Genomic DNA, 24,869 nt, shown 5'->3' with positions numbered 1-24,869 from the left:
GGCCCTACTCGCCCGCGCGCTTAGCGGCCTTCTCAAACTTCTTCATCACGCGGTCGCGCTTAAGCTTCGACAGATAGTCGACGAACAGGACGCCGTTGAGATGGTCGATCTCGTGCTGGATGCAGGTGGCGTAGAGGCCTTCGGCGTCCTCCTCGTGCACCTTGCCGTCGAGGTCGAGGAAACGCACGCGCACCTTCGCGGGACGCTCGACCTCCTCGTAATATTCGGGAATCGACAGGCAGCCTTCCTCGTAAGTGGACAGCTCCTCGGAGGAGGCGATGATCTCCGGATTGATGAAGACGCGGGGCTGGTGCCTGGTCTCGCCGTCCTCGTCGCGCTTGGCGAGGTCCATGGTGATCAGCCGCAGCGGCTGCGCGACCTGGATCGCAGCAAGGCCGATGCCGGGCGCGTCGTACATGGTCTCGAACATGTCGTCGGCAAGCTTGCGGATCTCCGGCGTGACCTTCTCGATCGGCTTGGAGACCAGGCGCAGCTGCTTGTCGGGCAGGATGATGATTTCTCTGAGGGCCATGGCCGCGATTTAAGCTGCGCGCCGGATGCGGTCAATCCAGCGAGGAACTCCGTTAACCCTCCGCTAACCATAAATCTTCGGGCTCCATTAACCATGAAAATTAGTGCCTCGTTAACCGTCATCGTTCCCTCTTCGTTCGCGTTCGCGTGCGAATCGGCTAGAAGGGCAGGCATGAACGAGATCATTTTCACGGCTGGCGACTGGCCCGTGCGCACGATCGATGCGCTGATCGGCTTCGGCGCCCTGGTCCTCATCCTGCTGGTAGTCATTGCCGTGGTGATCGCGCGCTCCGGGCGGCGCGGCGCGGAACTCGCCATGGCGCACGCGATCCGAGCCGACGAGCTCGAGGAACGGCTCAGCGAAGTGCTGCGAGCCCAGAGCGAATCCTCAGGCCGGGTCGATGCCATGACACAAGCGCTGGCGGGACGTCAGGCCGAGATGGCGCGGGGGCTCAACGAGCGGCTGGACTCGGTGACGCACCGCGTCGGCCAATCCATGGAACACTCCACCCGCAACACCATGGAGAGCCTGCGCGCGCTGCACGAGCGGCTCGGCATCATCGACAGCGCGCACAAGAACCTCACCGACCTCACCACGCAGGTGACGACCTTGCGCGACGTGCTCGCCAACAAGCAGTCGCGCGGCGCCTTCGGCCAGGCGCGGATGGAGGCGATCGTCCAGGACGGACTGCCGAAAGGCTCCTACGAGTTCCAGTTCACGCTCTCGACCGGAAAGCGGCCGGACTGCGTCGTGTTCCTGCCGGACCAGCGCCCGCTCTGCATCGACGCGAAATTTCCGCTGGAGGCGATGACGGCGCTGCACGACGCCCGCACCGACGAGGAGAAGCGCATCGCCACCCAGCGGCTGCGCGGCGACGTGATGAAGCACGTCAGCGACATTGCCGAGAAATATCTCGTCGCCGGCGAGACCCAGGAGATGGCGCTGATGTTCGTGCCGTCGGAATCGGTCTACGCCGAGATCCATGACGGTTTCGACGACGTGATCCAGAAGGCCTATCGCGCCCGCGTCGTGCTGGTATCGCCCTCTCTGCTGATGCTCGCGATCCAGGTGATGCAGCAGATCATGAAGGACGCGCGCATGCGCGATGCCGCCGACCAGATCCGCACCGAGGTGATCAAGCTCGGCGACGACCTCGGCCGCCTGCGCGACCGCGTGCTGAAGCTGCAGAAGCATTTTTCCGACGTCAACGAGGACGTCCGCCAGGTGCTGATCTCCGCCGACAAGATCGAGAAGCGCGCCGGACGCATCGAGGAACTCGATTTCAGCAAGAGCGATGCGGAAGGCCCGCGTCTGGTGGCGACGGGGGCGGCGGAGCTGTTTCCAAGGAAGCTCCAGGCCGGGGAGTGAAATTAGGGCACACCGTCATGCCCCGCGAAGGCAGTACGTTGCGGCAGTCGTGATTGAACCGAGACGCTGGTGATTGCTGGATTGTCCGCCTTCGCGGACGATGACACTGAGGATATCGAAGGCGTTCCCGCCTCACTGGCTACCGCGAGTCTTTTCCGCCAGAATCTGCTAACACCCCCTCATGACCGCACCCGACGCGACCTCCTCCGCCGCGGCTTCCGCGCCTGCGCCCTCCTGGCGCGACAGCCTTGCCGTTTACCTGCAGCCGCGGGTGCTGATCGTGCTGTTCCTCGGCTTCTCCTCGGGGCTGCCGCTGGCGCTGTCGGGATCGACGCTGCTGGTGTGGATGGCCGAGGCCGGGGTCGATCTCGGAACGATCGGGCTGTTCGCGCTGGTTGGAACGCCGTACACGCTCAAGTTCCTGTGGGCGCCGCTGGTCGACGCGCTGCATGTCCCGCTCTTCACGCGTGCCTTCGGACGCCGCCGCGGCTGGCTGGTGTTTTCGCAGCTGCTGCTGATCGGCGCTATTCTGCTGTTGGCCCTGACCGATCCGGCGCGCTCGCCGCTGTTCGTCGCGCTTGGCGCACTCCTGGTCGCGACGATGTCTTCGACCCAGGACATCGTCGTCGACGCCTTCCGCGTCGAGAGCCTGCCCGAAAGCGAGCAGGCCGCCGGCATGGCCGCCTATGTCGCGGCTTACCGCATCGGCATGTTGGTATCGACTGCGGGCGCCTTGTTCATCGTCACCGGTTTCGAGGCGGTCGTCCCGCGTGGCGCCGCCTGGATGTGGGGCTATGTGGTGATGGCGGCCATGGTGCTGATCGGCACGGTGACTGCACTGGCCGCCACCGAGCCGGCACAATCGCAGCGCGCCGAGGCCGTCACGCGGGACGATGGCGCCCTCACGCGGGTGTTCCATGCCGCGCTGGGCGCGTTCTCAGAGTTCTTGCAGCGAAAGGAAGCATGGACCGCGCTTGCCTTCGTCGTGCTGTTCAAATTCACCGACGCGTTTTCTGGCAACATGACGGTGCCGTTCGTGATCGACATCGGCTTCACGCGCAACGACTACGCCGTGATCGTCAAGGGAGTCGGTATCATCGCGACATTGGCGGGCGGTTTTGCCGGCGGCTTCGTGGCCCGGCGCTATTCGCTCGCAACCAGCCTGTGGATCGGCGGCATCGTGCAGGCGATGTCCAATTTGTCGTTCTCGTGGCTGGCGCTGGTCGGCGTCAACGAATGGGCACTGACCCTCGCCATCACCTCCGACAATTTCTGCAACGCCATCGGTACCGTGATCTTCGTCGCCTATCTCTCGGCGCTGTGCCAGAACCCGCTGCATACCGCGACCCAATATGCGCTGCTGACCGCGCTCGCCGCGGTGGGACGCACCTATTTGTCGTCAGGCGCGGGGTACCTCGCGACAGAGACGGGCTGGCCGATGTTCTTCGCGATCTCCGTCCTCGTCGCCATCCCGAGCCTGATGCTGCTGGCGTATTTGCAGAAGCGCGGGCATTTCGAAGCGCTCGGGCCGGTGCGGGTGTAGCCCACACTTGCTGTCATGCCCCGCCACCGGGTCTCGCCTACGGTGAGCCCGATGACAGGCTCCGGCGGGGCATCCAGTACTCCGAGACAGTTGTGATTGACCGTGAAGCTGCGGCGCACTGGATCGCCCGCCTTCGCGGGCGATGACACCGGAGTCGGAGAGAGCGCCCTACTGCTTCTTGATCAGGCTCCACTTCGTGATCACGGCCTCGCTCATCTGGCCGGCGTCGCTGGCGCAGGCGATCTCGTCGACCTTGACCGAGATCTCCTTGCCGACGAAGGATTTCAGCTGCGTGGCCTGCGCGTCGCTGGAGGTGACTAGCTGGAAGGTCTCGGGGCCGGTCTCGAGATTGCACAGCCCGTTCGGCGGCGGCAGCCGGCGCGGCTCGGACGTGATCTGATAGGTGGCGACGCGCTTGCCGTTCTTGACGTCGCGCACCTTCATCGCGTTCAGCTCGCCCGACAGGACGTCGCCGGTGTTGATCGGCTTGCCGGGCTTGGACGGCGGCGTCTCATCGCCCTGCTGCGCGGAAATGGCCGGGGTCACCAGAATCATCATCGTCGCGACCAAAGCCGAGCGTGTGGCGAAAAGTTTCGTCATGTCGTCCGTTCCGTAAAGTCTGGATGGGAATTCTTGCTTTGACGCGTTTTCTTCACACGAACCGGTATCCACTTCGCTCGAAAACGCTCTAGAACAGGGTGCGCTGCCGCATCGCAGCCGATAGCGTACCTTCATCGAGATAATCAAGCTCGCCGCCGACGGGAACCCCGTGGGCGAGCCGCGTCACCTTCACATTGGCGTCCTGGAGCAGGTCGGTGATGTAGTGCGCCGTGGTCTGGCCGTCCACCGTCGCGTTGAGCGCCAGGATGATCTCGTGCACCTGCTGGTCGTGTGCGCGCGCCACCAGCGCATCGATGGTGAGGTCCTGCGGGCCGACGCCGTCGAGCGGCGACAATGTCGCGCCCAGCACATGATAGCGCCCCTGGGTGGCATTGGCGCGCTCCAGCGCCCAGAGGTCGGCGACGTCGGCAACGACGACGATGATGGATGAATCGCGCTTCGGATCGGTGCAGACGGTGCAGGGGTTTTGCGTGTCGATGTTGCCGCAGGTCTTGCAGACCTCGACCTTGTCGAGCGCAACCTGGAGCGCCGACGACAGCGGCATCATCAGCGCTTCGCGCTTCTTGATCAGGTGCAGCGCCGCGCGCCGCGCCGAACGGGGACCAAGGCCCGGCAGCCGCGCGAGCAGCTGGACCAGCCGCTCGATTTCAGGACCTGCAACCGCGCCCATCTTACTGGCCGAACAACCCCGGCGGCAGGCCGAGCCCGCCCGTGAGCGACTGCATCTTCTCCTGCACCGCCGTTTCCGCCTTGCGGCGGGCATCCGCAAGCGCGGTAACGAGCAGGTCTTCCAGCACCTCGCGCTCTTCAGCCTTCATCAGCGAGGGATCGATATTGATGCTCTTGACGTCCATCTTGGCGGTCATGCGCACGGCGACGAGGCCGCCGCCGGAAATGCCCTCGACCTCGACGCTCGAGAGCTGGTCCTGCATCTCCTGCATCTTGGATTGCAGCTGCGCCGCCTGCTTCATCATGCCGAGAAAATCAGCCATAGCTCGATGTCCTTGAAAGAGGCTCAGAGATCGTCGTCGCCGTCGAAACCAGCCGGTGGATCGTCACTGCCATAGTCGGCGTTAATATTGGTTTCCGGCGTCTCGGGGGCAAGCCTGCGGACCTCGACGACTTTCGCGCCGGGGAAACGCGACAGCACCTCCTGCACGCGCGGATCGGCCTCGGCGGTGCGGGCATGCTCCTGCTTCGCCGCCTGGTTCACCGAGCGCAGCGTCGGCTGGCCTTGTTCGTTGGAGACGATCACGGTCCAGCGGCGGCCGGTCCACAGCTCGAATTTCCTCGCAAGCTCCGAGATCATGGTCTTGGAGGCGTTGGGCTCGAGCGCGACTTCCAGCCGGCCCTCCTCGAAACGGACCAGGCGCATGTCGCCTTCGAGCGCGCTCTTGGTCATGATGTCGCGCTTCTGGCCTGCGAGCGCGACGAGCTGGGTGAAACTCGTGATGCGCAGCTGCGGCGTCGCGCCTTGCGGGGCCGGCGCGGGGGCAGCCATCTGCGGCCGTGCGCCACCACCGAAGGAAGACGGCGATGACGTCGGCATACGAACGGGCGCAGACGTGACCGGCGGCGCAGAAGCCATCGGCGCACCCGGCGCGCTGCGCGCAGCTCCCCCGCCGTTCACGACCTGCGAGCCGCCGCCGTTCTGTTCCAGCATCCTGATGGCTTCGTCCGGCGTCGGCAGGTCGGCCACATAGGCGATACGCACCAAAACCATCTCGGCCGCGGCGGCGGGGCGCGTTGCGGCCTGTACCTCGGTGATGCCCTTGAGCAGCATCTGCCACATCCGCGACAGCACCCGCATGGAGATCTTCGAGGCGAAGTCCCGCGCGCGAACCCGCTCGGTCTCGCCATAGGCGACGTTGTCGGCAACCGCCGGAATGACCTTCACCCGGGTGACGAAATTGACGAATTCGGCGAGGTCCGAGAGCACCACGACCGGATCGGCGCCCACATCGTACTGGTCGCGGAACTCCTTGAAGGCGGCCGCGATGTCGCCGCGCGCCAGCGACTCGAAGAGGTCGATGACGCGGGTGCGATCGGCAAGGCCCAGCATCTGCCTGACCGCGTCGGCCTTCACCTGGCCCGCCGCATGCGCGATCGCCTGGTCGAGCAGCGACAGCGAATCGCGCACCGAGCCTTCGGCGGCACGCGCGATGATGCCGAGCGCCTCCGGTTCGATCTCGACGCTTTCCTTGGTCGCGACGTTCGCGAGGTGCTTCATCAGCACATCGGCCTCGACGCGGCGCAGGTCGAAGCGCTGGCAGCGCGACAGCACGGTGACCGGAACCTTGCGGATCTCGGTGGTGGCGAACACGAATTTGGCGTGCTCGGGCGGCTCCTCCAGCGTCTTCAGGAAGGCGTTGAACGCCGCCGTCGACAGCATGTGGACTTCGTCGATGATGTAGACCTTGTAGCGGGCGCTGGCGGGGGCATAGCGCACGCTGTCATTGATCTGGCGGACGTCGTCGACGCCGGTGTGTGACGCCGCGTCCATCTCCAGCACGTCCATGTGCCGGCTTTCCATGATCGCCTGGCAGTGCACGCCGAGCGAGGGCATGTGGATGGTCGGCCCCTTCACCGAGCCATCAGGCATCTCATAGTTGAGTGCACGAGCCAGAATGCGCGCGGTGGTGGTCTTGCCGACGCCGCGGACGCCGGTGAGGATCCAGGCCTGCGGGATACGCCCGGTCTCGAACGCGTTGGAGACGGTTCGGACCACGGCCTCCTGGCCGATCAGGTCGTCGAATGAGGAAGGACGGTATTTGCGCGCCAGCACCCGGTAGGGCGTGTTGCCGGCTTGGCCGGCGCTGTCAGGATTGGGAGGGGCGCCAGCGTCGGTCATCGGTCGATCCGCAATGAAATCTCTCTCGGCCGGCTTTTGCGGAAAGGAGCGCGCTGGCGGGAGACCCGCCGGCGCAATTCGCTCGAAAAAACAGGTAGGAGACTGACGAGCGACCCGATCCGGACCTCGTTAGGGCTGCTTCCTTCCGGACCTGACCCGGTTGGCGAGTGGCTCGTCCACCGCCAATCTCCCGGTCCCTATTTGGGGCCAAAGGGAGCGGAAAGCAAGCGGGTATCCTGAGGTCCCCCGCACACCCGGCGGATGGCCCGTCAGCCCGCTCTGACCTCAACGTCGGCGATCTGGAACCTCCGTGATTCGTGCAAACCGCTTGCGGTATTCGGCCGGCGTCACGCCGACGTGACGATGGAAGGCGCGGCGCAGCGTATCGGCATCGGCGAACCCACAATGCAGCGCCACCTGCTTCGGTGGTTCGTTGCCGAACTCGAGCAGCCTTCTTGCCGCATTGACCCGGGCTTCTTCGACCCAGGTCGCAGGCGTGACCCCGACTTCGGCGCGGAACAGCCGGGCAAAGTGCCTTGGGCTGAGCTCCATGCGCTCCGCGAGGTTTGCAACGCTGTGATCGAGCGAGGGGTTGGCGGCGACCCAGCGCTGCAACTCCTGCAGCGCGGCGCGGCCGGCGGGAACGGCCTCGCCCTTGCGGGTGAACTGCATCTGCCCACCCGGACGCTTGAAGAACATCACGAGCTGGCTTGCGACCTTCATGGCCGTATCGCGCCCGAGATCTTCCTCAACCAGCGCCAGTGCCAGATCCAGCCCGGCGGTGACGCCCGCGGCCGTACGGAGCTTGCCGTCGGTGACGTAGATGGCATCCTTGTCCACCGTGACCGACGGGAATTTCCTGGCCAGCATGTCCGCGACCGCCCAATGCGTCGTGACCCGCCTGCCATCGAGCAGACCGGCGGCGGCAAGGAAGAACGCCCCGCTGCACACCGAGCCGAACCTGCGGGTTCGCGAAGCCCGCCGCCGCAGCCAGTCGGCGACACCTCCATCCGCCGGGACTTCCGCTGCGTTCGGGCATCCCGCGACCAGCAGGGTGTCGACCGGTTCCTGGAAGTCACGGTCGACGATCCGGTCGGGCATCAGCCGGACACCCGAGGAGCTGCGGATCGGCCCCGGCTCCGCACCCGCCACGAACAAGGCATAGGCGTCATAGCCGGCCTGCACGTTGGCCTCGGCAAACACGTCGAGCGGTCCGGCAACGTCGAGCAGCTGCACGCCCGGCAGCGCCACGATCACAACTGTCCTCGTTTTCGGCTTCGCGCCCGTGGCCGCCTCGATCCGGATTTGTCCGTTCTAGACGTATTACGTCGATTCAAGACAATCCAGCCCGGAACTAACATGCAGGCGACCCACATTCAAGGAGCTGATCATGTCAGACATCACCAAGGCCGCTGTCATTCCCGACAGCAAGCTCGCTCGCGCCATCACCGAATATATTCGCGATACCGAAACCGACCTGCTCTTCAATCATTCCAGCCGCGTCTACCAGTTCGGCGCGATGGCCGGAGTTCGCCGCGGGCTGACATTCGACCGCGAACTGCTCTACGCCGGCGCCATGTTTCACGACATCGGCCTGATGCCGGGCCACGGCAGCAAGCACGAGCGGTTCGAGGTCGACGGCGCGCATGCCGCGCGCGACTTCCTGCGCAGCCACGGAATATCCGAGGCGGACGCCTACACGGTCTGGACCGCGATCGCCCTGCACACGACGCCGGGCATCCCTCAGCACATGCACCCGGTCGTCGCGCTGGTGACCGCGGGCGTCGAGATGGATGTCCTCGGACTGACCTACGATGAATATTCCGACACGGAGCGCGAAGCGGTCGTGAAGGCGTTTCCGCGCACGCCGCATTTCAAGGAAGACATCATCCAGGCCTTCTACGACGGCATCAAGTATCGGCCGGACACGACGTTCGGCAACGTCAAGGCCGATGTCATCGCCGACAAGGAACCGCATTTCCATCGCGGCAATTTCTGCAGCGTCATCCGCAATTCCCATTGGCACGGCTGACCGCGCGGCGCCGATACCCACCTCCATCATCGACCAGGACTTACGCCATGAGCGACAAACGCCCCCATCTCACGCACGCCACGGGAGCCCCCGTCAGCGACAATCTCAACATCATGACCGCCGGCCGCCGCGGCCCCGCATTGCTGCAGGACGTCTGGCTGATCGAGAAGCTCGCCCATTTCGATCGCGAGGTGATTCCCGAGCGGCGCATGCACGCCAAGGGATCCGGCGCCTTCGGAACCTTCACGGTCACCCATGACATCTCAGGCTACACCAAGGCGAACATCTTCTCGGAGATCGGCAAGGTGACCCCGATGTTCGCGCGCTTCTCGACCGTGGCCGGCGAGCGCGGCGCGGCCGACGCCGAACGCGACATTCGCGGCTTTGCACTGAAGTTCTACACCGAGGAAGGCAATTGGGACATGGTGGGCAACAATACGCCCGTGTTCTTCTTCCGCGATCCCTTGCGCTTTCCCGACCTCAATCATGCGATCAAGCGCGATCCGCGCACCGGAATGCGCAGCGCCGACAACAATTGGGACTTCTGGACGCTGCTGCCGGAGGCCCTGCACCAGGTCACCATCGTGATGAGCGAACGTGGCATTCCCAAGAGCTTCCGGCACATGCACGGGTTCGGCAGCCACACCTACAGCTTCATCAACGCCGCCAATGAGCGCACCTGGGTGAAGTTTCACTTCCGGACCCAGCAGGGGATCGAAAACCTGACGGACGCCGAGGCTGAAGCCCTCATCGGCAAGGACCGCGAGACTCACCAGCGCGACCTGTTCGAGAGCATCGAACGCGGCGATTTCCCGCGCTGGACGATGTTCGTGCAGGTCATGACCGACGATCAAGCCAAAGCGTTCGCCTTCAACCCGTTCGACCTGACCAAGATCTGGCCGAAGGCGGACTTCCCGCTGATCGAGGTCGGCTATTTCGAGTTGAACCGCAACCCGGAAAACGTCTTCGCCGAAGTCGAGCAGGCCTCCTTCTCTCCGGCCCATATCGTCCCCGGCATCGGCTTCTCACCCGACAAGATGCTGCAGGCACGGCTGTTCTCCTATGGTGACGCGGCGCGCTATCGCCTCGGCGTCAACCATCATCTGATCCCGGTCAACGCGCCGAAATGCCCGTATCACAGTTACCATCGCGATGGCGCGATGCGAATCGACGGCAATCTCGGGCGCACGCCGACCTATTTCCCGAACAGCCGCGGCGAGTGGGCGGACCAGCCCGACCTCAACGAGCCGCCGCTCGAGATCGACGGCGCGGCGGCGCATTGGGATCACCGCATCGACGACGATCATTACCGGCAACCCGGCGACCTCTTCCGCAAGATGAACGCTGCGCAGCGGCAAGCCTTGTTCGACAACACGGCTCGTTCTGTCGGGGTGGCGGCCGTGCCGATCCAGGAGCGGCACATCGCCAACTGCACCAAGGCCGATCCCGCCTACGGTGCAGGCGTCCGCGACGCACTGGCGCGGCTCGTGACTCTTCGCATCGAAGCCGCCGAATAGGATCAGCCGATCCATACCAACCTTCGGCGAACGGCACCGACAGGGTGCTGTTCGCCTGACGCGCCGGCGGCGGCCGCCTTCCCTCGGACAAACGCCCGCTTTCTTAATGCGAGCCACAGGATATTCTCAATTTAGTCGCCGAATACCGCGCACTGCCCCGCTCTCCCAGCCTCATCCGGCGGCGCGCCTGCCGCAACACGCGGACGCGCTTACGCGCCTCCGAAAGCATCACGGCCGATAGGCACCATGCCTATCTTCGAGGCCGCGCACATCCTTGATGCAATCCAGTCTTGACAGGGCCCGCCCGCCAGCGCCTTTCTATGAAATCCTGCCTGAACCAAAACAAAGGGTGCGCGAGAATTGGATCCGGAGCATTTTTCAGCCGGCTGACGCCGATTGAAGGCTGAATTTTTCGCGCGGGAGCCATCACACCTTCATCCAGCCAGAAAAGCGATTCTCAAATGGTTACACGTCGTGATGTCGCATCGATTGTCGGACTTGGCGCAATGGCTGCGGCCACGCTGGCTGCCCCGGCGGTGGCGCAGACGGCCGATCCGAACGAATCGACCTTCGCCCGCATCCGCCGGACCAAGAAGATGCGGATCGGCGCCGTCGGCGGCGGCGCGCCCTATTACATGAAGGACCTCACCTCCGGGCAGTGGAAGGGCTTCTACATCGACATCGCCAAGGGGCTCGCCGACGACATGGAGGCCGAGCTCGAGATCACCGAGACCACCTGGGGCAATTCGGTGCTCGACCTCCAGGCCAACAAAATCGACATCTTCTTCGGCCTCAACCCGACCCCGAAGCGTGCGCTGGTGGTCGACTTCTCGGTGCCGGTCTTCAACAACGCCTTCGCCATCCTCTGCAAGAAGGACTTCAAGCCGAAGACCTGGGCCGAGCTGAACTCGCCCGACATCAAGATCGCCGTCGACCAGGGCTCCTCGCACGACCAGGTCGTCAGCCGCCTGACACCGAAGGCGCAGATCACGCGGCTGAAGACCGCCGACGAGGCCACCGCCGCGCTGCAGACCGGCCGCGTCGATGCGCAATGCCTGATCACCATGCTGTCGCTGACCGTGCTGAAGAAGAACCCGTCGCTCGGCCAGCTCGTGCTGCCGACGCCGATCTTCGCCACCACGTCGAATGCCGGCTTCCGCCGCGAGGCCGACAAGACCTGGCGCGACTACGTCAACACCTGGATCGACTTCAACAAGGGCCTCGGCTTCATCCGCAACGCGATCATCACCAACATGGAGCTGGTGGGCGTGACGGAAGCGGACATTCCGCCGGGCGTGTCGTTGTAAGATGTATTGAGCGCCTGAAGCATCCGCACCGTCATGGCCGGGCTTGTCCCGGCCATCCACGTCTTCCCCGCGGCACAGAGAACGTGGATGCCCGGGACAAGCCCGGGCATGACGGCGAGTTTCTGAGCTGACATCGGGTACGAGTTAATACGCATGTATCAGTGGGACTTCGGCATCCTCTGGAGCTATCGCTGGCTCTTTCTCAACGGGCTCGGCGTCACCGTCGGCTTCACCGTGGTCATCGTGGTGTGCGGGCTGCTGTTCGGCCTGCTGGGTGCGTTCGGCAGTCTGTCGCGCTTTCGGGCGCTGCGCATCGCCGCGCTCGCCTTCATCGAGGCGTTCCGCTGCACGCCGATCCTGGTGCAGCTGATCTGGTTCTATTACGCGCTGCCGATCCTCGCCGGCGTCGAGATGACGCCGATCACGGCTTCCGCGCTGGCGCTTTCGCTCTATGGCGGCTCGTTCTATTCCGAGATCATCCGCGGCGGCATCATCTCGATCGACCGCGGCCAGTCCGAAGCCGGCGCCGCGCTCGGCATGACGCCGATCCAGACCATGCGCCGCATCGTGCTGCCGCAGGCGATCAAGCGCATGATCCCGGCGCTGATGAACCAGTCGATCATCCAGTTCAAGAACACCTCGCTGGTCTCGGTGCTGGCGGTGCCCGACCTCGTCTATCAGAGCCAGGTCGCCGCCCATGACAGCTACCGGCCGCTGGAGACCTACACCGCGGTCGCGGTCGCCTATGCGGCGATCCTGATCCCGCTCACCATCCTCGTCCGGCGCGGCGAGAAGCGACTGGCGGTGAGCGAATGAGCGATACGTCGAAGATCGAGATCCGCAGCCTTCGCAAGAGCTTTGGCAGCAACGAGGTCCTGAAGAACATCAATCTCGACGTCGCCAAGGCCGGCGTCGTCGCGCTGATCGGCCCGTCAGGCTCGGGCAAGTCCACCCTGCTCCGCTGCATCAACCTGCTGGTCGTCCCCGACGGCGGCAGCGTCCGCGTCGGCGACACGCGCTTTGCCTTCGGTGAAGGTACCAAGCTCCCCGATGTGAAGACTCTCGCAAAATTCCGCGCCACCACCGGCATGGTGTTCCAGCACTTCAACCTGTTCCCGCACATGACGACGCTGCAGAACGTCATGGAAGGACCGGTCACGGTGCGGCGCATGGCGAAGGCGGATGCCGAGAAGCTCGCGCGCGCGCAGCTTGCCAAGGTCGGCCTTGCGGAAAAAGCGGACCAATATCCGGCAACGCTCTCCGGCGGCCAGAAGCAGCGCGTCGCGATCGCGCGGGCGCTCGCGATGGAGCCCGATGTCATGCTGTTCGACGAGGCGACCTCCGCGCTCGACCCTGAATTGGTCGGCGAGGTCCTGAGCGTGATCCAGCAACTGGCCTCCGAAGGCATGACCATGGTGATCGTGACCCACGAGATCGCCTTCGCCCGCGAGGTCGCCGACTGCCTCATCTTCATGCGCGACGGCGTCGTCGTCGAGGAAGGCCCGGCGCGGCAGGTCATCGATAACCCGCAGCAAGCCGCCACACGAGCCTTCCTCAGCCACTTCCACCGCACCGGCGCGTTGCCGCCGGCCAATGCGACATCGTGATGCCTGATCTCGAACGCGTCTTTCTCGTCACCGGCGCCGCCAGCGGCATCGGCCGGGCCACTGCAAAACTGCTCGCCGCCCCCGGCACTGGGCTGCTGCTCCACACACGCGCGAGCGCAGAAGGCCTCGCCGCCACGGCCTCGGATGCCGAAGCGAAAGGCGCCGTGGTGGCAAAATGCCTTGGCGACCTCGCCGAGGGGACTGCGACGACCGAGGCCATCGCCGCCGCAAAAGCCGCCTTCGGCCGGCTCGACGGATTGATCCTGGTCGGCGGCCATGCCCGCCGCGGCAGCGCGATCGGCACGCCGGCGGATCAGTTCCGCCAAGCCATGGATGAATCCGCGCTGGCCTTCACGCGAATGGTCGAAGCGGCGCTGCCTCTGCTGCGCGCGGGGCAAGACGCGCGCATCGTGGCGGTGTCATCCTTCGTGGCGCACGCCATCCGGCCCGAATTCGCGCCGTTCGCGGCAACCGCGGCAAGCCGCTCCGCGCTGGAAGCGCTGGTGCGCCTCACCGCCGTCGAACTTGCGAAAGACGGCATCACCGTCAATGCGGTGTCGCCGGGCCTCATCGTCAAGGACAAGCCGAGCGAGAGCCGGCTATCGCCCGAGCAGATTGCGGCGACCGAAGCGCTGATCCCGATGCGCCGCCGCGGCCGACCCGAGGAAGTCGCCGAGATCATCGCCTTCCTGGCATCCCCAAAAGCATCCTACGTCACCGGCCAGGTCTGGCACGTCAATGGAGGCCTGACATGAGCGAAGCGACCATCGAACGTCTCAGGCTGTTCCTGATCGAGAGCCCAATCAAGATGGCGCGCCTGCAGGGCGTCGGCAACGTCAAGGGCACGGTCAAGCGCGTGCTGATCGAGCTCACGTCCAGTGACGGTGTGATCGGCTGGGGCGAGGCCGCGCCGTGGGAAGTGTTCACGGGAACGCCGGAGGCGGCGTTCTCGGCACTGGACATCTACTTGCGTCCCATCGTGCTCGGCAAGCCGGTGCGCCGCATCCGCGCGCTGATGGCCGAGCTCGACCGCGCGCTGGTCGGCCATGCCGAAGCGAAAGTCGCGATCGAGATGGCGCTGCTCGACATCGTCGGCAAGTCATCGGGGCTCTCGGTCGCCGATCTCCTCGGCGGCCGCGTGCGCGACACCATCCCCCTCTCCTTCTCGATCGCCGATCCCGACTTCGCCGCCGATCTCGAGCGCATGCGGCAGATGGTTCCAGACGGCAACGTGATCTACAAGGTCAAGACGGGCGTGAAGGCGCATCGCGAGGACCTCGCGCATCTCGAAGCGATCCGGGAGGAATTCGGCGACAAGGTGGACCTGCGCGTCGACTACAACCAGGCGCTGGCGCCGTTCGGCGCTATCAAAATCCTGCGCGACGTCGAAGAGTTTTCACCGACCTTCATCGAGCAGCCGGTGCCGCGCAAATATCTTGACGTGATGGCGCAGCTCACCGCGGCGATGGAGACACCCGTGCTCGCCGACGAAAGCTGCTTCGACCGCCGCGACATGATGGAGGTGGTGCGCCGCGAGGCGGCCGATGCCGTCTCGATCAAATTGATGAAGGCCGGCGGCCTGTTCGAGGCGCAGGCGATCATGGCGATCGCCGACATCGCCGGCCTGCCCGGCTACGGCGGCACGCTGTGGGAAGGCGGCATTGGGCTAGCCGCCGGCACGCAGCTGATCGCGGCGACACAAGGCATCTCGCTCGGCTGCGAATTCTACATGCCGCATCATGTTCTGACCGAGGACGTGCTGGAAGAGCGCGTCGCCAATCGCGGAGGTCATGTCGTGGTGCCCGACGGGCCAGGCCTCGGCATTCGTGTGAGCGAAGCCTCGATCCGCGCCAATGCAAGGGTGATTGCGCAGGGGTAGTTTCCGTCATTCCGGGGCGCGCGCAGCGCGAGCCCGGAATCCATAGCCACAGACAGAGGTTGTTGCGCGAGCTGGCAACCAAGAGTCTTGGCCACACTTCTCCCTGTGGTTATGGGTCCCGGATCGGCGCTCCGCTTCGCTACGCTTGTCCGGGACGACGACCGTATATGCGGTGACAGCGGGGCCCAATCCTTCCCCTATCGGAATCGCTGTCGTATGGTCGGGCCCAACACGCCCGTCCCATCGGGCCATCCGGAAACGCCTATGCCCGAACCCGCCTGGTCGCTGCATTCCCGCCTGAAGGAGGACACAATCGACATCGGCGATCTGCCGCTGTCGAAGGTGCTGGTCATCAAGGACGCACATTATCCCTGGCTGCTGCTGGTGCCGCGGCGGCCTGAGGCGGTCGAGATCATCGATCTCGACGAGGTGCAGCAAGCGCAGCTGATGACCGAGATCTCCCGCGTCTCGCGCGCGCTGAAGGAGATCACCAAATGCGACAAGCTCAATGTCGCAGCCCTCGGCAATCTGGTGCCGCAGCTTCATGTTCACATCATCGCACGCCGCACCAGCGACGCGGCTTGGCCGCGGCCGGTGTGGGGCGTGATGCCGCCGCTGGCGCATGACGCCAACGAAGTGCAGAATTTCATCAGCGCGCTCCGCCGCAAGATCTGGTTGGGTTGAAAGAACAAAGATGACAGCATTCGACGCGTTTCCGCTGGGGCAGCCGGCCTTCGTCACCAATGTCCTCGACCGCGCCGCGCATCTGCGCCGCGACGACGAGAAGCTATTTGCGATGGAGCAGAAACCCTCCTCGCGCGCCTATGTGGTCTATCGCGACTCGCTGCTGGTGAAGCACGAGGGCGAGAAGGTGCGCGCGCTGCTCTCGATCGACGAAGCGCTGAAATGCGGCGCCAATCCCGGCACGGTGTTCCTCGGGCTTCGCGACGGCGCGGCCGTGTTCGGCATGGGCCTGTCGCAGGCCGCCGCCGAGAAGCTGGTCGGCGGCGCCGACTACACCGTGACCGAGCTGCGCGGCATGGCGATGCAGGGCGCGATCCCGCCCGAAGAGCTCTCGGCCGTGGCAATGGCGAAGTCGATGGTGAGCTGGCATCAGCGCCACGGCTATTGCGCCAATTGCGGCACGCGCACCGCGATGAAGGAAGGCGGCTGGAAGCGCGACTGCCCGAGCTGCAAGGCCGAGCATTTTCCGCGCACCGACCCGGTCGTGATCATGCTGGTCGCCTCCGGTGACAAATGCCTGCTCGGTCGCCAGAAGCACTTTCCGCCGGGCATGTATTCCTGCCTCGCCGGCTTCGTCGAGGCGGCCGAGACCATCGAGGACGCGGTCCGCCGCGAGATCTTTGAGGAGTCCGGCATCCGCTGTACCGATGTGCAATATTACATGACCCAGCCCTGGCCCTATCCGTCGTCGCTAATGATCGGCTGCAGCGCGCGGGCCGTGAGCGAGGACGTCGTGGTCGACCATTCCGAGCTGGAGGATGCGCGCTGGTTCACGCGCGAGGAGGCCGCAAAGATGCTGACGCGGACGCATCCGGACGGACTCGCCGGCCCGCATCCCTTCGCCATCGCCCATCATCTGCTCGGCCGCTGGGTGCACGACAAGAGCTGACCGCAGATGGTGCCATCCGGGATTCCGCCGCGCATCCTCTGCATCGGCATTCCCGTGCGCGACCTGACCTTTCGGGTCGAGGCCGTGCCCGCGCGCGGCAGCAAGTCGAACGCCAGCCATCTCGCCGAGATCTGCGGCGGCAACGCGCTCAATGCGGCGATCGCCATCGCGCGGCTCGGCGGCCGCGTCGCGTTCGTGGGGCCGATGGGCGATGCGGGGGAGACCTCGAGCGGCTTCATCCTCGACCGGATGGCGGCTGAAGGCATCGACACGACACACATCGTGCGCATGCCTGATGCGACCACGCCGGTTTCGGCGATCTTGATCGAGCCCTCCGGCGAGCGGACGCTGACGATCTATCGCGATCCCGCGTTGTGGACGGTGACGCTGCCCGACCCCGCCGAACTGCTCGCCGATTGCCGGGCGGTGCTCGTCGAAAGCCGCTGCAGCGCGTTCGCGACGTCGCTCTGCACTGAGGCGCGCCGGCGCGGCATTCCCGTCATCGTTGGCGTCGATCGCGCCATGGCGTTGCAGGACGGCCTGCTCACGACCGCCTCACATCTGCTGTTCGCCAGCGAACAGCTGCAAGAGACCGCCGGCATTGCCGACGATGGCGCGGCCTTGCAGCACCTGGCTGCGCTGACGCCGGCCTTCCTCGCCGCCACGCGCGGCCCGCGCGGCACGATCTGGCTGAACGACGTAGGCGAGCTGGAAGAGACGGCGGCTTTCCCGGTTCGGGCGGTCGACACGCTCGGCGCCGGCGACGTTTTCCACGGCGCCTTCGCCCTTGGCCTCGCCGAGGGTAAGGGGCTGCGGGAGGCGCTGCGATTCGCCGCGGCCGCGGCAGCGCTGAAATGCACACGCCATGGCGGCGGTCTGGCCGCCCCGCAACGCATTGAAGTTGAAGAGTTTTTGCAAGGCAAGCTCTAGAGCGATTCCACTGTTGCGCCAAGATTATGGGCTTGCTGGGGAATGATTTTCTCTATATCAGGGAAATAGACCCTTGAAATGGAACAAAGTTCTTCAAATGACCGACCTTGCCGTCCAGATCCCCGAGACCAGCCGCCGCCTCGATGCCATCGACCGCAAGATCCTGATGGTACTCCAGGAAGATGCCTCCCTTTCCGTCGCCGAGATCGGCGACCGCGTCGGCCTGTCCTCGACCCCCTGCTGGAAGCGCATTCAGCGGCTGGAGGCCGACGGCGTGATCATCAAGCGCGTCGCGCTCGTCGACCAGAACAAGATCGGGCTCGGCATCTCCGTGTTCGTGTCGGTCGAGAGCTCCGACCATTCCGACGCCTGGCTGAAGCGGTTCGCCGAAGCCGTCAGCGCCATGCCGGAGGTGATGGAGTTCTACCGCATGGCCGGCGACGTCGACTACATGCTGCGCGTCGTGGTCGCGGACATGCAGGCCTATGACGTGTTCTACAAGAAGCTGATCAGCGCCGTGCCGCTGAAGAACGTCACCTCGCGCTTCGCCATGGAGAAGATCAAGTCGGTCACCGCGCTGCCGATCCCGGCGGTGGTGGCGGCTTAGGTCGCGCCACATGGAAGCTGTCATCGCCCGGCTTGGACCGGGCGATCCAGTACACCGTGACGCCTGCGATCGAATCGAGAAGCTGCGGCGTACTGGATGCCCCGCCTTCGCGGGGCATGACGGCGGTGTGCGTGGCGACTTCAGTGGTCCCGTAAGGGCGCTATCTCAAATCTTCTGATTGTACTCGCCGACTTCGGGATGCGTGCGCAGCACGCTGTTCACCATCTCGAACATGTCGTGCATGCGCTGCTCGGAAACCGGGCTCTCGACCACGACGACGAGCTCGGGCTTGTTGGAGGAGGCGCGCACCAGGCCCCAGCTGCCGTCTTCCACCGTGACGCGCACACCGTTGACAGTGACGAGATCGCGGATCGCCTGATCGCCGATCTTGACACCCTTCGCCTGCAAACCTTCGAAGTGCTTCACCACCTTGTCGATGACGCCGTATTTGGTCTCGTCGGCGCAGTGCGGCGACATGGTCGGCGACGACCAGGTCTTCGGCAGCGCATTCTTCAGATCGGCCATCGACTTGCCCGGCGCGCGGTCGAGCATGTCGCAGATCGCGATCGCCGAAACCAGGCCGTCGTCATAGCCACGGCCATACGGCTTGTTGAAGAAAAAATGGCCGGACTTCTCGAAGCCCGCGAGCGCGCCCGTCTCGTTGGTGCGGCGCTTCATGTAGGAGTGGCCGGTCTTCCAATAGGCGGTCTTGGCGCCCTGCTTCTGCAGCACCGGATCGGTGACGAACAGGCCGGTCGACTTCACGTCGACGATGAACTGCGCGTCCTTGTGGATCGCCGACATGTCGCGCGCCAGCATCACGCCGACCTTGTCGGCAAAGATCTCCTCGCCGGTGTTGTCGACGACCCCGCAGCGGTCGCCGTCGCCGTCGAAGCCGAGGCCGACATCGGCCTTGTGATGCAGCACCGCATCGCGGATCGCGTGCAGCATCTCCATGTCCTCGGGGTTGGGATTGTATTTCGGGAAGGTGTGGTCGAGGTCGGTGTCGAGCGGGATCACCTCGCAGCCGATCGCCTCCAGCACCTGCGGCGCGAACGCGCCGGCGGTGCCGTTGCCGCAGGCCGCGACCACTTTGAGCTTGCGCGTCAGCTTGGGACGATTGGTGAGATCGGCGATGTAGCGCGCCGGATAATTCTCGTGGAACTGGTAAGAGCCGCCCGCCTTGTTGTTGAACTCCGCGTTCAGAACGATCTGCTTCAGCCGCGTCATCTCGTCGGGACCGAAGGTCAGCGGGCGGTTGGCGCCCATCTTCACGCCGGTCCAGCCATTGTCGTTGTGCGAGGCCGTGACCATGGCGACGCAGGGCACGTCGAGGTCGAACTGCGCGAAATAGGCCATCGGCGTCACCGCAAGGCCGATGTCGTGCACTTTGCATCCCGCCGCCATCAGGCCGGAGATCAGCGCATATTTGATCGAGGCCGAATAGCCGCGGAAATCATGGCCGGTAACGATCTCCTGCTTGACGCCAAGCTCGGCGATCAGCGCGCCCAGCCCCATGCCGAGCGCCTGCACACCCATCAGGTTGATTTCCTTCTGGAACAACCAGCGCGCGTCATACTCGCGAAAGCCCGTCGGCTTCACCATCGGCTCGGATTCGAAGGCGTAGGTGTTGGGCAACAATGCGGATTTCGGCTTCGGGAACATTGAGGCGGTCTCGTGAAAAGGGGGCAGGATTTGTTGCAGCCTTAGCGAAAGCCAGGCCGCAACGAAAGGCGGGAATGAAGGCTTATGGCCGATAATTGCGGCAGTTTGGTAACGAAGAAACGTTGCCGCGGAGGCGGTCAGGGCGAAGAGATTATCTTTGAAAATGACAGTCGGACGAACGTGCGGGCCGCGCCTACTGCTCCAGCACCATCTGGCCGTTGGCGTATTCGAAGCGCTTCAGGCGAGACAGGAAGGAGAGGCCGAGCAGGTTCTCCGAGAGCGCTGTGTCCGGCAGCACCATGGCGTCGACGTCGCGCACGATGAGGCCGCCGACCTCGAGCATGGCGATGCGGGTGCGCGCGGCCTTGATGGTGCCGTTGGCGGTGGAGACGGTGGCGGTGTAGTCGCTGCGCGAGGGGCGCAGGCCGAAGCGTGCGGCCGAGGTCTCGTTCAGCGCAACGACGGACGCGCCGGTATCGACCATGAAGCCGATGCGCTGGCCCTCGATGCGGCCCTCGGCCTGGAAATGCCCGCGGACGTCGCGAGAGAGGACCAGGTTGCGGCCGCCCGCCGGCGCGGTGGAGGCGACGGCCACCGTCGTGCGCGGCACCGAGGTGGCGGAGGCGGAGCTCATCTTGTCCGCCATCTGGGCCATGAAAGTGCCGAGGCCGATCATGACGGCTGCGAAGATCACTATGTTACGCATCACACCACTTCCGAGCCGAAAGCCCGATTTCACCACGCGGCACGCCCCTCCGCGAGCGAAGGCGCGCCGCCGTATGTGCCATTTTGACGAAAAGGATGAGCGGACGGTTAATGCGGCCGGGAGTTCTCACGTCCCGCGCGGCTTCGCCCGCCTTGTCGGCAGCGCGTTGGCGGGATCGTCCGGCCAGGGATGGCGCGGATAGCGGCCGCGCAGGTCGGAGCGCACGGCGGCGTAACTGCCGCGCCAGAAGCCGGGGAGATCGCGCGTCACCTGCACCGGACGCTGCGCCGGCGACAGCAATTCCAGCACCAGCGGCACCTTGCCCGCGGCAATTGAGGGGTGGGTGTTGAGGCCGAACAGTTCCTGCAGCCGCACCGCGATGGTCGGCCCCTGCTCGGCCTCATAGTCGATCGCGAGCACGCTTCCGGTCGGCGCCTCGAAATGCGTCGGTGCTTCGCGGTCGAGCCGCGCGCGCATCTCCCAGGGCAACAGAGCCATCAGGGCGTCGGAGAGATCACCGGCGGAGACGTCCTTGAGCGCGACCTTGTCGTAGAGAGCCGGCACCAGCCATTCGTCGCGGCGTGCGATCAATCCGTCGTCTGACAGGTCGGGCCAGCTGTCGCCTTCGGCCTTGCGCAGGAACATCACGCGATCGCGCCATTGCTTGGCGGCTTTCGACCAGGGCAGCCGGTCGAGACCGGCAGCAATCAGCCCGTCGGCGAAGATGCGCGCGGTGTCCTCCGAAGGCGACACGGCGAGTGTCGCCTCGGACAGCGTGATGGCGTGCAGCACGCGCTTGCGCCGCGCCCGCAGCGCCATCGCGCCGCGATCGAACGAGACGTCTTCCGTGCTCTCGATATGCTCGGCGAAATGGCTCTCGATCTCGTCCTGGGTGATCTGCGCGGCGAGCAGGATGCGTCCGCTTGCTGCCGTCCCCGTCATCTCGCCGATCGCGATATAGGGCGCACGGGCGAGCGAGGAGCTCTGCTCGACGGACGCGCCGCGGCCATTGGCCAGCACGAAGCTGCCATTGCCGCGATTGCGCGCGACGCGGTCTGGAAAGGCATAAGCGAGCATCAGGCCGGTGGTGAGATCCTCCTGCGGCCCAGCCTTCTCCGACGCCGCGACCTGCGCGGCCCAGCGCCGCGCCAGATCGCGCGCACTCGAAGCGCGCGGCGAGCGGTCGCGGCGGAACTGGTCGCGCCGGTGTTCGAGATCGACGCTGTCGCCGCCAAGCCCGCGCTCGGTGATGATCGCGGCGATCTCCGCCGCGGCTTCGCCGCAGCCGGCACGATGCGAATCCACGACCATGCGCGCCAGCCGCGGCGGCAGCGCCAGTGCGCGCAGGCTCTTGCCTTCGGCCGTGATACGGCCGTCGCCATCGAGCGCGTTGAGCTCGGCGAGCAGGCTTTTCGCTTCCTTCCAGGCCGGCTGCGGCGGCGGATCGAGGAACGACAGCGCGGCAGGATCGGCGACGCCCCATTGCGCGAGATCGAGCACCAGGGAGGACAGATCGGCGCTGAGGATTTCCGGCTGGGTGTAGGGCGCGAGCGAAGCCGTCTGCGGCTCGTCCCAGAGCCGGTAGCAGACCCCGGGCTCGGTGCGGCCGGCGCGGCCGCGGCGCTGATCCACCGCCGCGCGCGAGGCGCGCACGGTCTCGAGCCGGGTCAGGCCGATGTCGGGTTCATAGCGCGGCACGCGCGCGAGACCGGAATCGACGACGATGCGAACGCCTTCGATGGTGAGCGAGGTCTCCGCAATCGACGTCGCCAGCACCACCTTGCGCGTGCCCTTTGGCGCCGGTGCGATGGCGCGGTCCTGCACCGCGGCATCGAGCGCCCCGAACAGCGGCACGATCTCGATGCTGGCGTCCTGCACGCGTTCGCCGAGGAAATTCTGGGTGCGGCGGATTTCGGCGGCGCCCGGCAGGAATGCCAACACCGAGCCGCTGTCGGCGCGCAGCGCGGACGCGATCGCATCCGCCATCTGCCGCTCGATCGGAGCGTCCGCCTTGCGGCCGAGATAGCGCGTCTCGACCGGAAAGGCGCGGCCTTCGCTCTCGACGACGGGGGCATCGCCGAGCAGCTTTGCCACGCGCGCGCCGTCGAGCGTCGCCGACATCACGAGGATGCGCAGGTCCTCACGCAAGCCGGTTTGCGCATCGCGCGCCAGTGCGAGGCCCATGTCGGCGTCGAGCGATCGCTCGTGGAATTCGTCGAACAGGATGGCAGCGATGCCTGACAACTCGGGATCATCGAGGATCTGGCGAGTGAAGATGCCTTCGGTCACGACTTCAATGCGCGTCGCGCGCGATATTTTCGAACCGAAGCGGACGCGGTAGCCGACGGTCTCGCCGGCGCGCTCGCCGAGCGATTTGGCCATACGGTCGGCGCTGGCGCGCGCGGCGATGCGGCGCGGCTCCAGCACGATGATCTTCTTGCCCGTGGCCCAGGGCGCATCCAGCAGCGCCAGCGGCACCCGCGTGGTCTTGCCGGCGCCGGGAGGGGCCACCAGCACAGCGGCGTTGCTGGCCTCCAGCGTGCGCGACAGATCGTCGAGCACGGCATCGATCGGGAGAGGCGTGTCGAAGCTGCGGGGCAAAATCTCGCATCCGTCATCATCCGCTTAGTGCGCAATTGCGCACTGCGACGGTTGATCCAGTAAACTCAGATCCCAATCATCACGAAGATCGGGGTTACTGGATACCCCGCCTTCGCGGGGTATGACAATCATGTGTCGTTGTCAGCCCTGCACCGCCGGACGGCCGACGCTCTCATAGACGAAGCCCGCGGCTTCCATCTCCTCGGGACGGTAGATGTTGCGGAGGTCGACGACGACGGGCTGCGCCATGGTCGCCTTCAGCCGGTCGAGATCGAGCGCGCGGAACTGGACCCATTCGGTGACGATGACGAGAGCATCGGCACCTTGGGCGCAGGAATAGGCATCCTCGCAATAGGTGATGCTGGGCAGCTCACTTTTGGCCTGCTCCATGCCGACGGGATCGAATGCCTTCACGGCTGCACCCATGTCGATCAGACCCGTCACCAGCGGGATGGACGGCGCATCACGCATATCGTCCGTGTCGGGCTTGAAGGTGAGGCCGAGCACCGCGATGGTCTTGCCGCGCAGCGAACCGCCGAGCGCCTGGCTCACCTTGCGCGCCATCGCGCGCTTGCGGTTCTCATTGACGGCGAGCACGGATTCGACGATGCGCAAGTTCACGTCGTAATCCTGCGCGATCTTGATCAGCGCCTTGGTATCCTTTGGGAAGCACGAGCCGCCGAAGCCGGGGCCGGCATGCAGGAACTTGGTGCCGATGCGGTTGTCGAGGCCGATGCCGCGCGCGACCTCCTGGACGTTGGCGCCAGCTTTTTCCGAGAGGTCGGCGATCTCGTTGATGAAGGTGATCTTGGTCGCGAGGAACGCGTTCGCCGCGTATTTGATCATCTCGGCGGTGCGGCGCGCCGTGAACATCAGCGGCGCCTGGTTCAGCGACAGCGGGCGGTAGATGTCGCCCATCACCTTGCGGCCGCGCTCGTCCGAGGTGCCGACCACGACACGATCGGGGAACTTGAAGTCGCGGATCGCCGCGCCCTCGCGCAGGAATTCGGGGTTGGAGGCCACGACGACATCGGCCTTGGGATTGGCTTCGCGGATGATGCGCTCGACCTCGTCGCCGGTGCCGACCGGCACGGTCGACTTCGTCACGACGACGGTGAAGCCTTGAAGCGACTGCGCGATCTCCTTCGCCGCAGCGTAGACATAGGACAGGTCGGCATGGCCATCGCCGCGGCGCGAGGGCGTGCCGACCGCAATGAACACGGCATCGGCATCCGCGACCGGCTTGGACAGGTCGGTGGTGAATTCGAGCCGCTTGGCTCTCACATTGTTCGCGACCAGCTCTTCCAGCCCGGGCTCGTAGATCGGGATCTCGCCGCGATGGAGCGCCGCGATCTTCTTCTCGTCCTTGTCGACGCAGGTGACGTCGTGGCCGAAATCCGCGAAGCAGGCCCCGGACACCAGTCCCACATAGCCTGTGCCGATCATCGCAATGCGCATGAAAAATCCCGT

General features: G+C 65.3%; 23 protein-coding genes and 1 other RNA gene. 13 read left to right on the top strand and 11 right to left on the bottom strand.

Annotated features, from left to right (window positions below):
- Window positions 1-4 precede the first annotated feature (4 nt).
- A complete protein-coding gene (gene def / locus BCCGELA001_RS03810; protein ID WP_008542718.1) occupies window positions 5-532 on the bottom strand; it encodes a peptide deformylase in 528 nt (175 codons plus the stop codon).
- A gap of 171 nt (window positions 533-703) precedes the next feature.
- On the opposite strand from def, the gene BCCGELA001_RS03805 reads away from it, so the two are divergent.
- Both BCCGELA001_RS03805 and BCCGELA001_RS03800 read left to right on the top strand, forming a co-directional pair.
- The gene (locus tag BCCGELA001_RS03805; RefSeq protein ID WP_008542716.1) at window positions 704-1,900 is read left to right on the top strand and encodes a DNA recombination protein RmuC; all 1,197 of its coding nucleotides are present in this window, start codon (window positions 704-706) and stop codon (window positions 1,898-1,900) included.
- 181 nt (window positions 1,901-2,081) lie between these two features.
- Window positions 2,082-3,443 carry an AmpG family muropeptide MFS transporter gene (locus BCCGELA001_RS03800; RefSeq protein WP_060734657.1) on the top strand — a complete coding sequence of 454 codons (1,362 nt, stop codon included), beginning with the start codon at window positions 2,082-2,084 and terminating at the stop codon, window positions 3,441-3,443.
- A gap of 168 nt (window positions 3,444-3,611) precedes the next feature.
- Here BCCGELA001_RS03800 and BCCGELA001_RS03795 read toward each other — a convergent pair whose 3' ends face one another.
- From BCCGELA001_RS03795 to BCCGELA001_RS03770, 6 genes are all read right to left on the bottom strand, one after another.
- Window positions 3,612-4,043 carry a hypothetical protein gene (locus tag BCCGELA001_RS03795; RefSeq protein WP_008542698.1) on the bottom strand — a complete coding sequence of 144 codons (432 nt, stop codon included), beginning with the start codon at window positions 4,041-4,043 and terminating at the stop codon, window positions 3,612-3,614.
- Between the two features lie 88 nt (window positions 4,044-4,131).
- The gene (gene recR / locus BCCGELA001_RS03790; RefSeq protein WP_008542696.1) at window positions 4,132-4,734 is read right to left on the bottom strand and encodes a recombination mediator RecR; all 603 of its coding nucleotides are present in this window, start codon (window positions 4,732-4,734) and stop codon (window positions 4,132-4,134) included.
- A 1-nt stretch (window position 4,735) separates the two neighbouring features.
- A complete protein-coding gene (locus BCCGELA001_RS03785; protein WP_008542694.1) occupies window positions 4,736-5,056 on the bottom strand; it encodes a YbaB/EbfC family nucleoid-associated protein in 321 nt (106 codons plus the stop codon).
- Between the two features lie 23 nt (window positions 5,057-5,079).
- Window positions 5,080-6,915, bottom strand: coding sequence for a DNA polymerase III subunit gamma/tau (locus BCCGELA001_RS03780; protein WP_060734656.1), 1,836 nt, complete (start codon window positions 6,913-6,915; stop codon window positions 5,080-5,082).
- Between the two features lie 94 nt (window positions 6,916-7,009).
- Window positions 7,010-7,106: signal recognition particle sRNA small type (gene ffs / locus BCCGELA001_RS03775), an RNA gene on the bottom strand.
- Between the two features lie 94 nt (window positions 7,107-7,200).
- Complete coding sequence (locus tag BCCGELA001_RS03770; RefSeq protein WP_008542683.1) at window positions 7,201-8,172, bottom strand: GlxA family transcriptional regulator; 972 nt, start codon at window positions 8,170-8,172, stop codon at window positions 7,201-7,203.
- 133 nt (window positions 8,173-8,305) lie between these two features.
- Here BCCGELA001_RS03770 and BCCGELA001_RS03765 point away from each other — a divergent pair, with 133 nt between their 5' ends.
- From BCCGELA001_RS03765 to BCCGELA001_RS03715, 11 genes are all read left to right on the top strand, one after another.
- Window positions 8,306-8,947 carry an HD domain-containing protein gene (locus BCCGELA001_RS03765; protein WP_008542681.1) on the top strand — a complete coding sequence of 214 codons (642 nt, stop codon included), beginning with the start codon at window positions 8,306-8,308 and terminating at the stop codon, window positions 8,945-8,947.
- A gap of 47 nt (window positions 8,948-8,994) precedes the next feature.
- The gene (locus tag BCCGELA001_RS03760) at window positions 8,995-10,464 is read left to right on the top strand and encodes a catalase (protein ID WP_060734654.1); all 1,470 of its coding nucleotides are present in this window, start codon (window positions 8,995-8,997) and stop codon (window positions 10,462-10,464) included.
- Between the two features lie 461 nt (window positions 10,465-10,925).
- Entirely contained in the window at window positions 10,926-11,771 is an 846-nt protein-coding gene (locus tag BCCGELA001_RS03755) for a transporter substrate-binding domain-containing protein (RefSeq protein ID WP_060734653.1), read from the top strand.
- Window positions 11,772-11,924: 153 nt separating this feature from the next.
- Window positions 11,925-12,587, top strand: a complete 663-nt coding sequence (locus tag BCCGELA001_RS03750) for an amino acid ABC transporter permease (protein WP_008542676.1) — start codon at window positions 11,925-11,927, stop codon at window positions 12,585-12,587.
- Window positions 12,584-13,378: an amino acid ABC transporter ATP-binding protein gene (locus BCCGELA001_RS03745; protein ID WP_060734652.1), complete on the top strand. Its 795-nt coding sequence runs from the start codon at window positions 12,584-12,586 to the stop codon at window positions 13,376-13,378. The genes BCCGELA001_RS03750 and BCCGELA001_RS03745 overlap by 4 nt, the downstream gene beginning before the upstream one ends.
- Window positions 13,378-14,133 (top strand): SDR family NAD(P)-dependent oxidoreductase, encoded by a 756-nt coding sequence (locus tag BCCGELA001_RS03740; protein ID WP_060734651.1) that lies wholly within the window; start codon window positions 13,378-13,380, stop codon window positions 14,131-14,133. The genes BCCGELA001_RS03745 and BCCGELA001_RS03740 overlap by 1 nt, the downstream gene beginning before the upstream one ends.
- Window positions 14,130-15,257: a muconate cycloisomerase family protein gene (locus BCCGELA001_RS03735; RefSeq protein ID WP_060734650.1), complete on the top strand. Its 1,128-nt coding sequence runs from the start codon at window positions 14,130-14,132 to the stop codon at window positions 15,255-15,257. The genes BCCGELA001_RS03740 and BCCGELA001_RS03735 overlap by 4 nt, the downstream gene beginning before the upstream one ends.
- A 264-nt stretch (window positions 15,258-15,521) precedes the next feature.
- On the top strand, window positions 15,522-15,941 hold the full coding sequence (locus BCCGELA001_RS03730; RefSeq protein ID WP_008542664.1) for an HIT domain-containing protein: 420 nt from the start codon (window positions 15,522-15,524) through the stop codon (window positions 15,939-15,941).
- A gap of 10 nt (window positions 15,942-15,951) precedes the next feature.
- Entirely contained in the window at window positions 15,952-16,890 is a 939-nt protein-coding gene (gene nudC / locus BCCGELA001_RS03725; RefSeq protein WP_060734649.1) for an NAD(+) diphosphatase, read from the top strand.
- 6 nt (window positions 16,891-16,896) lie between these two features.
- Complete coding sequence (locus BCCGELA001_RS03720; protein ID WP_008542652.1) at window positions 16,897-17,820, top strand: sugar kinase; 924 nt, start codon at window positions 16,897-16,899, stop codon at window positions 17,818-17,820.
- A gap of 97 nt (window positions 17,821-17,917) precedes the next feature.
- On the top strand, window positions 17,918-18,427 hold the full coding sequence (locus BCCGELA001_RS03715; RefSeq protein ID WP_008542650.1) for an Lrp/AsnC family transcriptional regulator: 510 nt from the start codon (window positions 17,918-17,920) through the stop codon (window positions 18,425-18,427).
- Between the two features lie 165 nt (window positions 18,428-18,592).
- On the opposite strand, the gene BCCGELA001_RS03710 is transcribed toward BCCGELA001_RS03715, so the two are convergent.
- The 4 genes from BCCGELA001_RS03710 to BCCGELA001_RS03695 all read right to left on the bottom strand — a co-directional run bounded on the left by BCCGELA001_RS03710 (window position 18,593) and on the right by BCCGELA001_RS03695 (window position 24,857).
- Window positions 18,593-20,092, bottom strand: coding sequence for a phosphomannomutase/phosphoglucomutase (locus BCCGELA001_RS03710; RefSeq protein ID WP_060734648.1), 1,500 nt, complete (start codon window positions 20,090-20,092; stop codon window positions 18,593-18,595).
- A 193-nt stretch (window positions 20,093-20,285) separates the two neighbouring features.
- Entirely contained in the window at window positions 20,286-20,798 is a 513-nt protein-coding gene (locus tag BCCGELA001_RS03705) for a TIGR02281 family clan AA aspartic protease (RefSeq protein ID WP_008542637.1), read from the bottom strand.
- Between the two features lie 126 nt (window positions 20,799-20,924).
- Window positions 20,925-23,399, bottom strand: coding sequence for an ATP-dependent helicase HrpB (gene hrpB, locus BCCGELA001_RS03700; RefSeq protein WP_060734647.1), 2,475 nt, complete (start codon window positions 23,397-23,399; stop codon window positions 20,925-20,927).
- A 141-nt stretch (window positions 23,400-23,540) separates the two neighbouring features.
- Window positions 23,541-24,857: a UDP-glucose dehydrogenase family protein gene (locus BCCGELA001_RS03695; RefSeq protein WP_008542631.1), complete on the bottom strand. Its 1,317-nt coding sequence runs from the start codon at window positions 24,855-24,857 to the stop codon at window positions 23,541-23,543.
- Between the last annotated feature and the right edge of the window lie 12 nt (window positions 24,858-24,869).

The organism is Bradyrhizobium sp. CCGE-LA001 (assembly GCF_000296215.2).
Classification (GTDB): Bacteria; Pseudomonadota; Alphaproteobacteria; order Rhizobiales; family Xanthobacteraceae; genus Bradyrhizobium.
The sequence above is the reverse complement of the archived record's forward strand: the minus strand, read 5'-3'. Positions and strand labels throughout refer to the sequence as shown.

Bases quoted from the DNA above. Each gene is read 5' to 3' on its own strand.
- def (WP_008542718.1), bottom strand. From the start codon at position 532: ATGGCCCTCAGAGAAATCATCATCCTGCCCGACAAGCAGCTGCGCCTG.
- BCCGELA001_RS03805 (WP_008542716.1), top strand. From the start codon at position 704: ATGAACGAGATCATTTTCACGGCTGGCGACTGGCCCGTGCGCACGATC.
- BCCGELA001_RS03800 (WP_060734657.1), top strand. From the start codon at position 2,082: ATGACCGCACCCGACGCGACCTCCTCCGCCGCGGCTTCCGCGCCTGCG.
- BCCGELA001_RS03795 (WP_008542698.1), bottom strand. From the start codon at position 4,043: ATGACGAAACTTTTCGCCACACGCTCGGCTTTGGTCGCGACGATGATG.
- recR (WP_008542696.1), bottom strand. From the start codon at position 4,734: ATGGGCGCGGTTGCAGGTCCTGAAATCGAGCGGCTGGTCCAGCTGCTC.
- BCCGELA001_RS03785 (WP_008542694.1), bottom strand. From the start codon at position 5,056: ATGGCTGATTTTCTCGGCATGATGAAGCAGGCGGCGCAGCTGCAATCC.
- BCCGELA001_RS03780 (WP_060734656.1), bottom strand. From the start codon at position 6,915: ATGACCGACGCTGGCGCCCCTCCCAATCCTGACAGCGCCGGCCAAGCC.
- BCCGELA001_RS03765 (WP_008542681.1), top strand. From the start codon at position 8,306: ATGTCAGACATCACCAAGGCCGCTGTCATTCCCGACAGCAAGCTCGCT.
- BCCGELA001_RS03760 (WP_060734654.1), top strand. From the start codon at position 8,995: ATGAGCGACAAACGCCCCCATCTCACGCACGCCACGGGAGCCCCCGTC.
- BCCGELA001_RS03755 (WP_060734653.1), top strand. From the start codon at position 10,926: ATGGTTACACGTCGTGATGTCGCATCGATTGTCGGACTTGGCGCAATG.
- BCCGELA001_RS03750 (WP_008542676.1), top strand. From the start codon at position 11,925: ATGTATCAGTGGGACTTCGGCATCCTCTGGAGCTATCGCTGGCTCTTT.
- BCCGELA001_RS03745 (WP_060734652.1), top strand. From the start codon at position 12,584: ATGAGCGATACGTCGAAGATCGAGATCCGCAGCCTTCGCAAGAGCTTT.
- BCCGELA001_RS03740 (WP_060734651.1), top strand. From the start codon at position 13,378: ATGCCTGATCTCGAACGCGTCTTTCTCGTCACCGGCGCCGCCAGCGGC.
- BCCGELA001_RS03735 (WP_060734650.1), top strand. From the start codon at position 14,130: ATGAGCGAAGCGACCATCGAACGTCTCAGGCTGTTCCTGATCGAGAGC.
- BCCGELA001_RS03730 (WP_008542664.1), top strand. From the start codon at position 15,522: ATGCCCGAACCCGCCTGGTCGCTGCATTCCCGCCTGAAGGAGGACACA.
- nudC (WP_060734649.1), top strand. From the start codon at position 15,952: ATGACAGCATTCGACGCGTTTCCGCTGGGGCAGCCGGCCTTCGTCACC.
- BCCGELA001_RS03720 (WP_008542652.1), top strand. From the start codon at position 16,897: ATGGTGCCATCCGGGATTCCGCCGCGCATCCTCTGCATCGGCATTCCC.
- BCCGELA001_RS03715 (WP_008542650.1), top strand. From the start codon at position 17,918: ATGACCGACCTTGCCGTCCAGATCCCCGAGACCAGCCGCCGCCTCGAT.
- BCCGELA001_RS03710 (WP_060734648.1), bottom strand. From the start codon at position 20,092: ATGTTCCCGAAGCCGAAATCCGCATTGTTGCCCAACACCTACGCCTTC.
- BCCGELA001_RS03705 (WP_008542637.1), bottom strand. From the start codon at position 20,798: ATGCGTAACATAGTGATCTTCGCAGCCGTCATGATCGGCCTCGGCACT.
- BCCGELA001_RS03695 (WP_008542631.1), bottom strand. From the start codon at position 24,857: ATGCGCATTGCGATGATCGGCACAGGCTATGTGGGACTGGTGTCCGGG.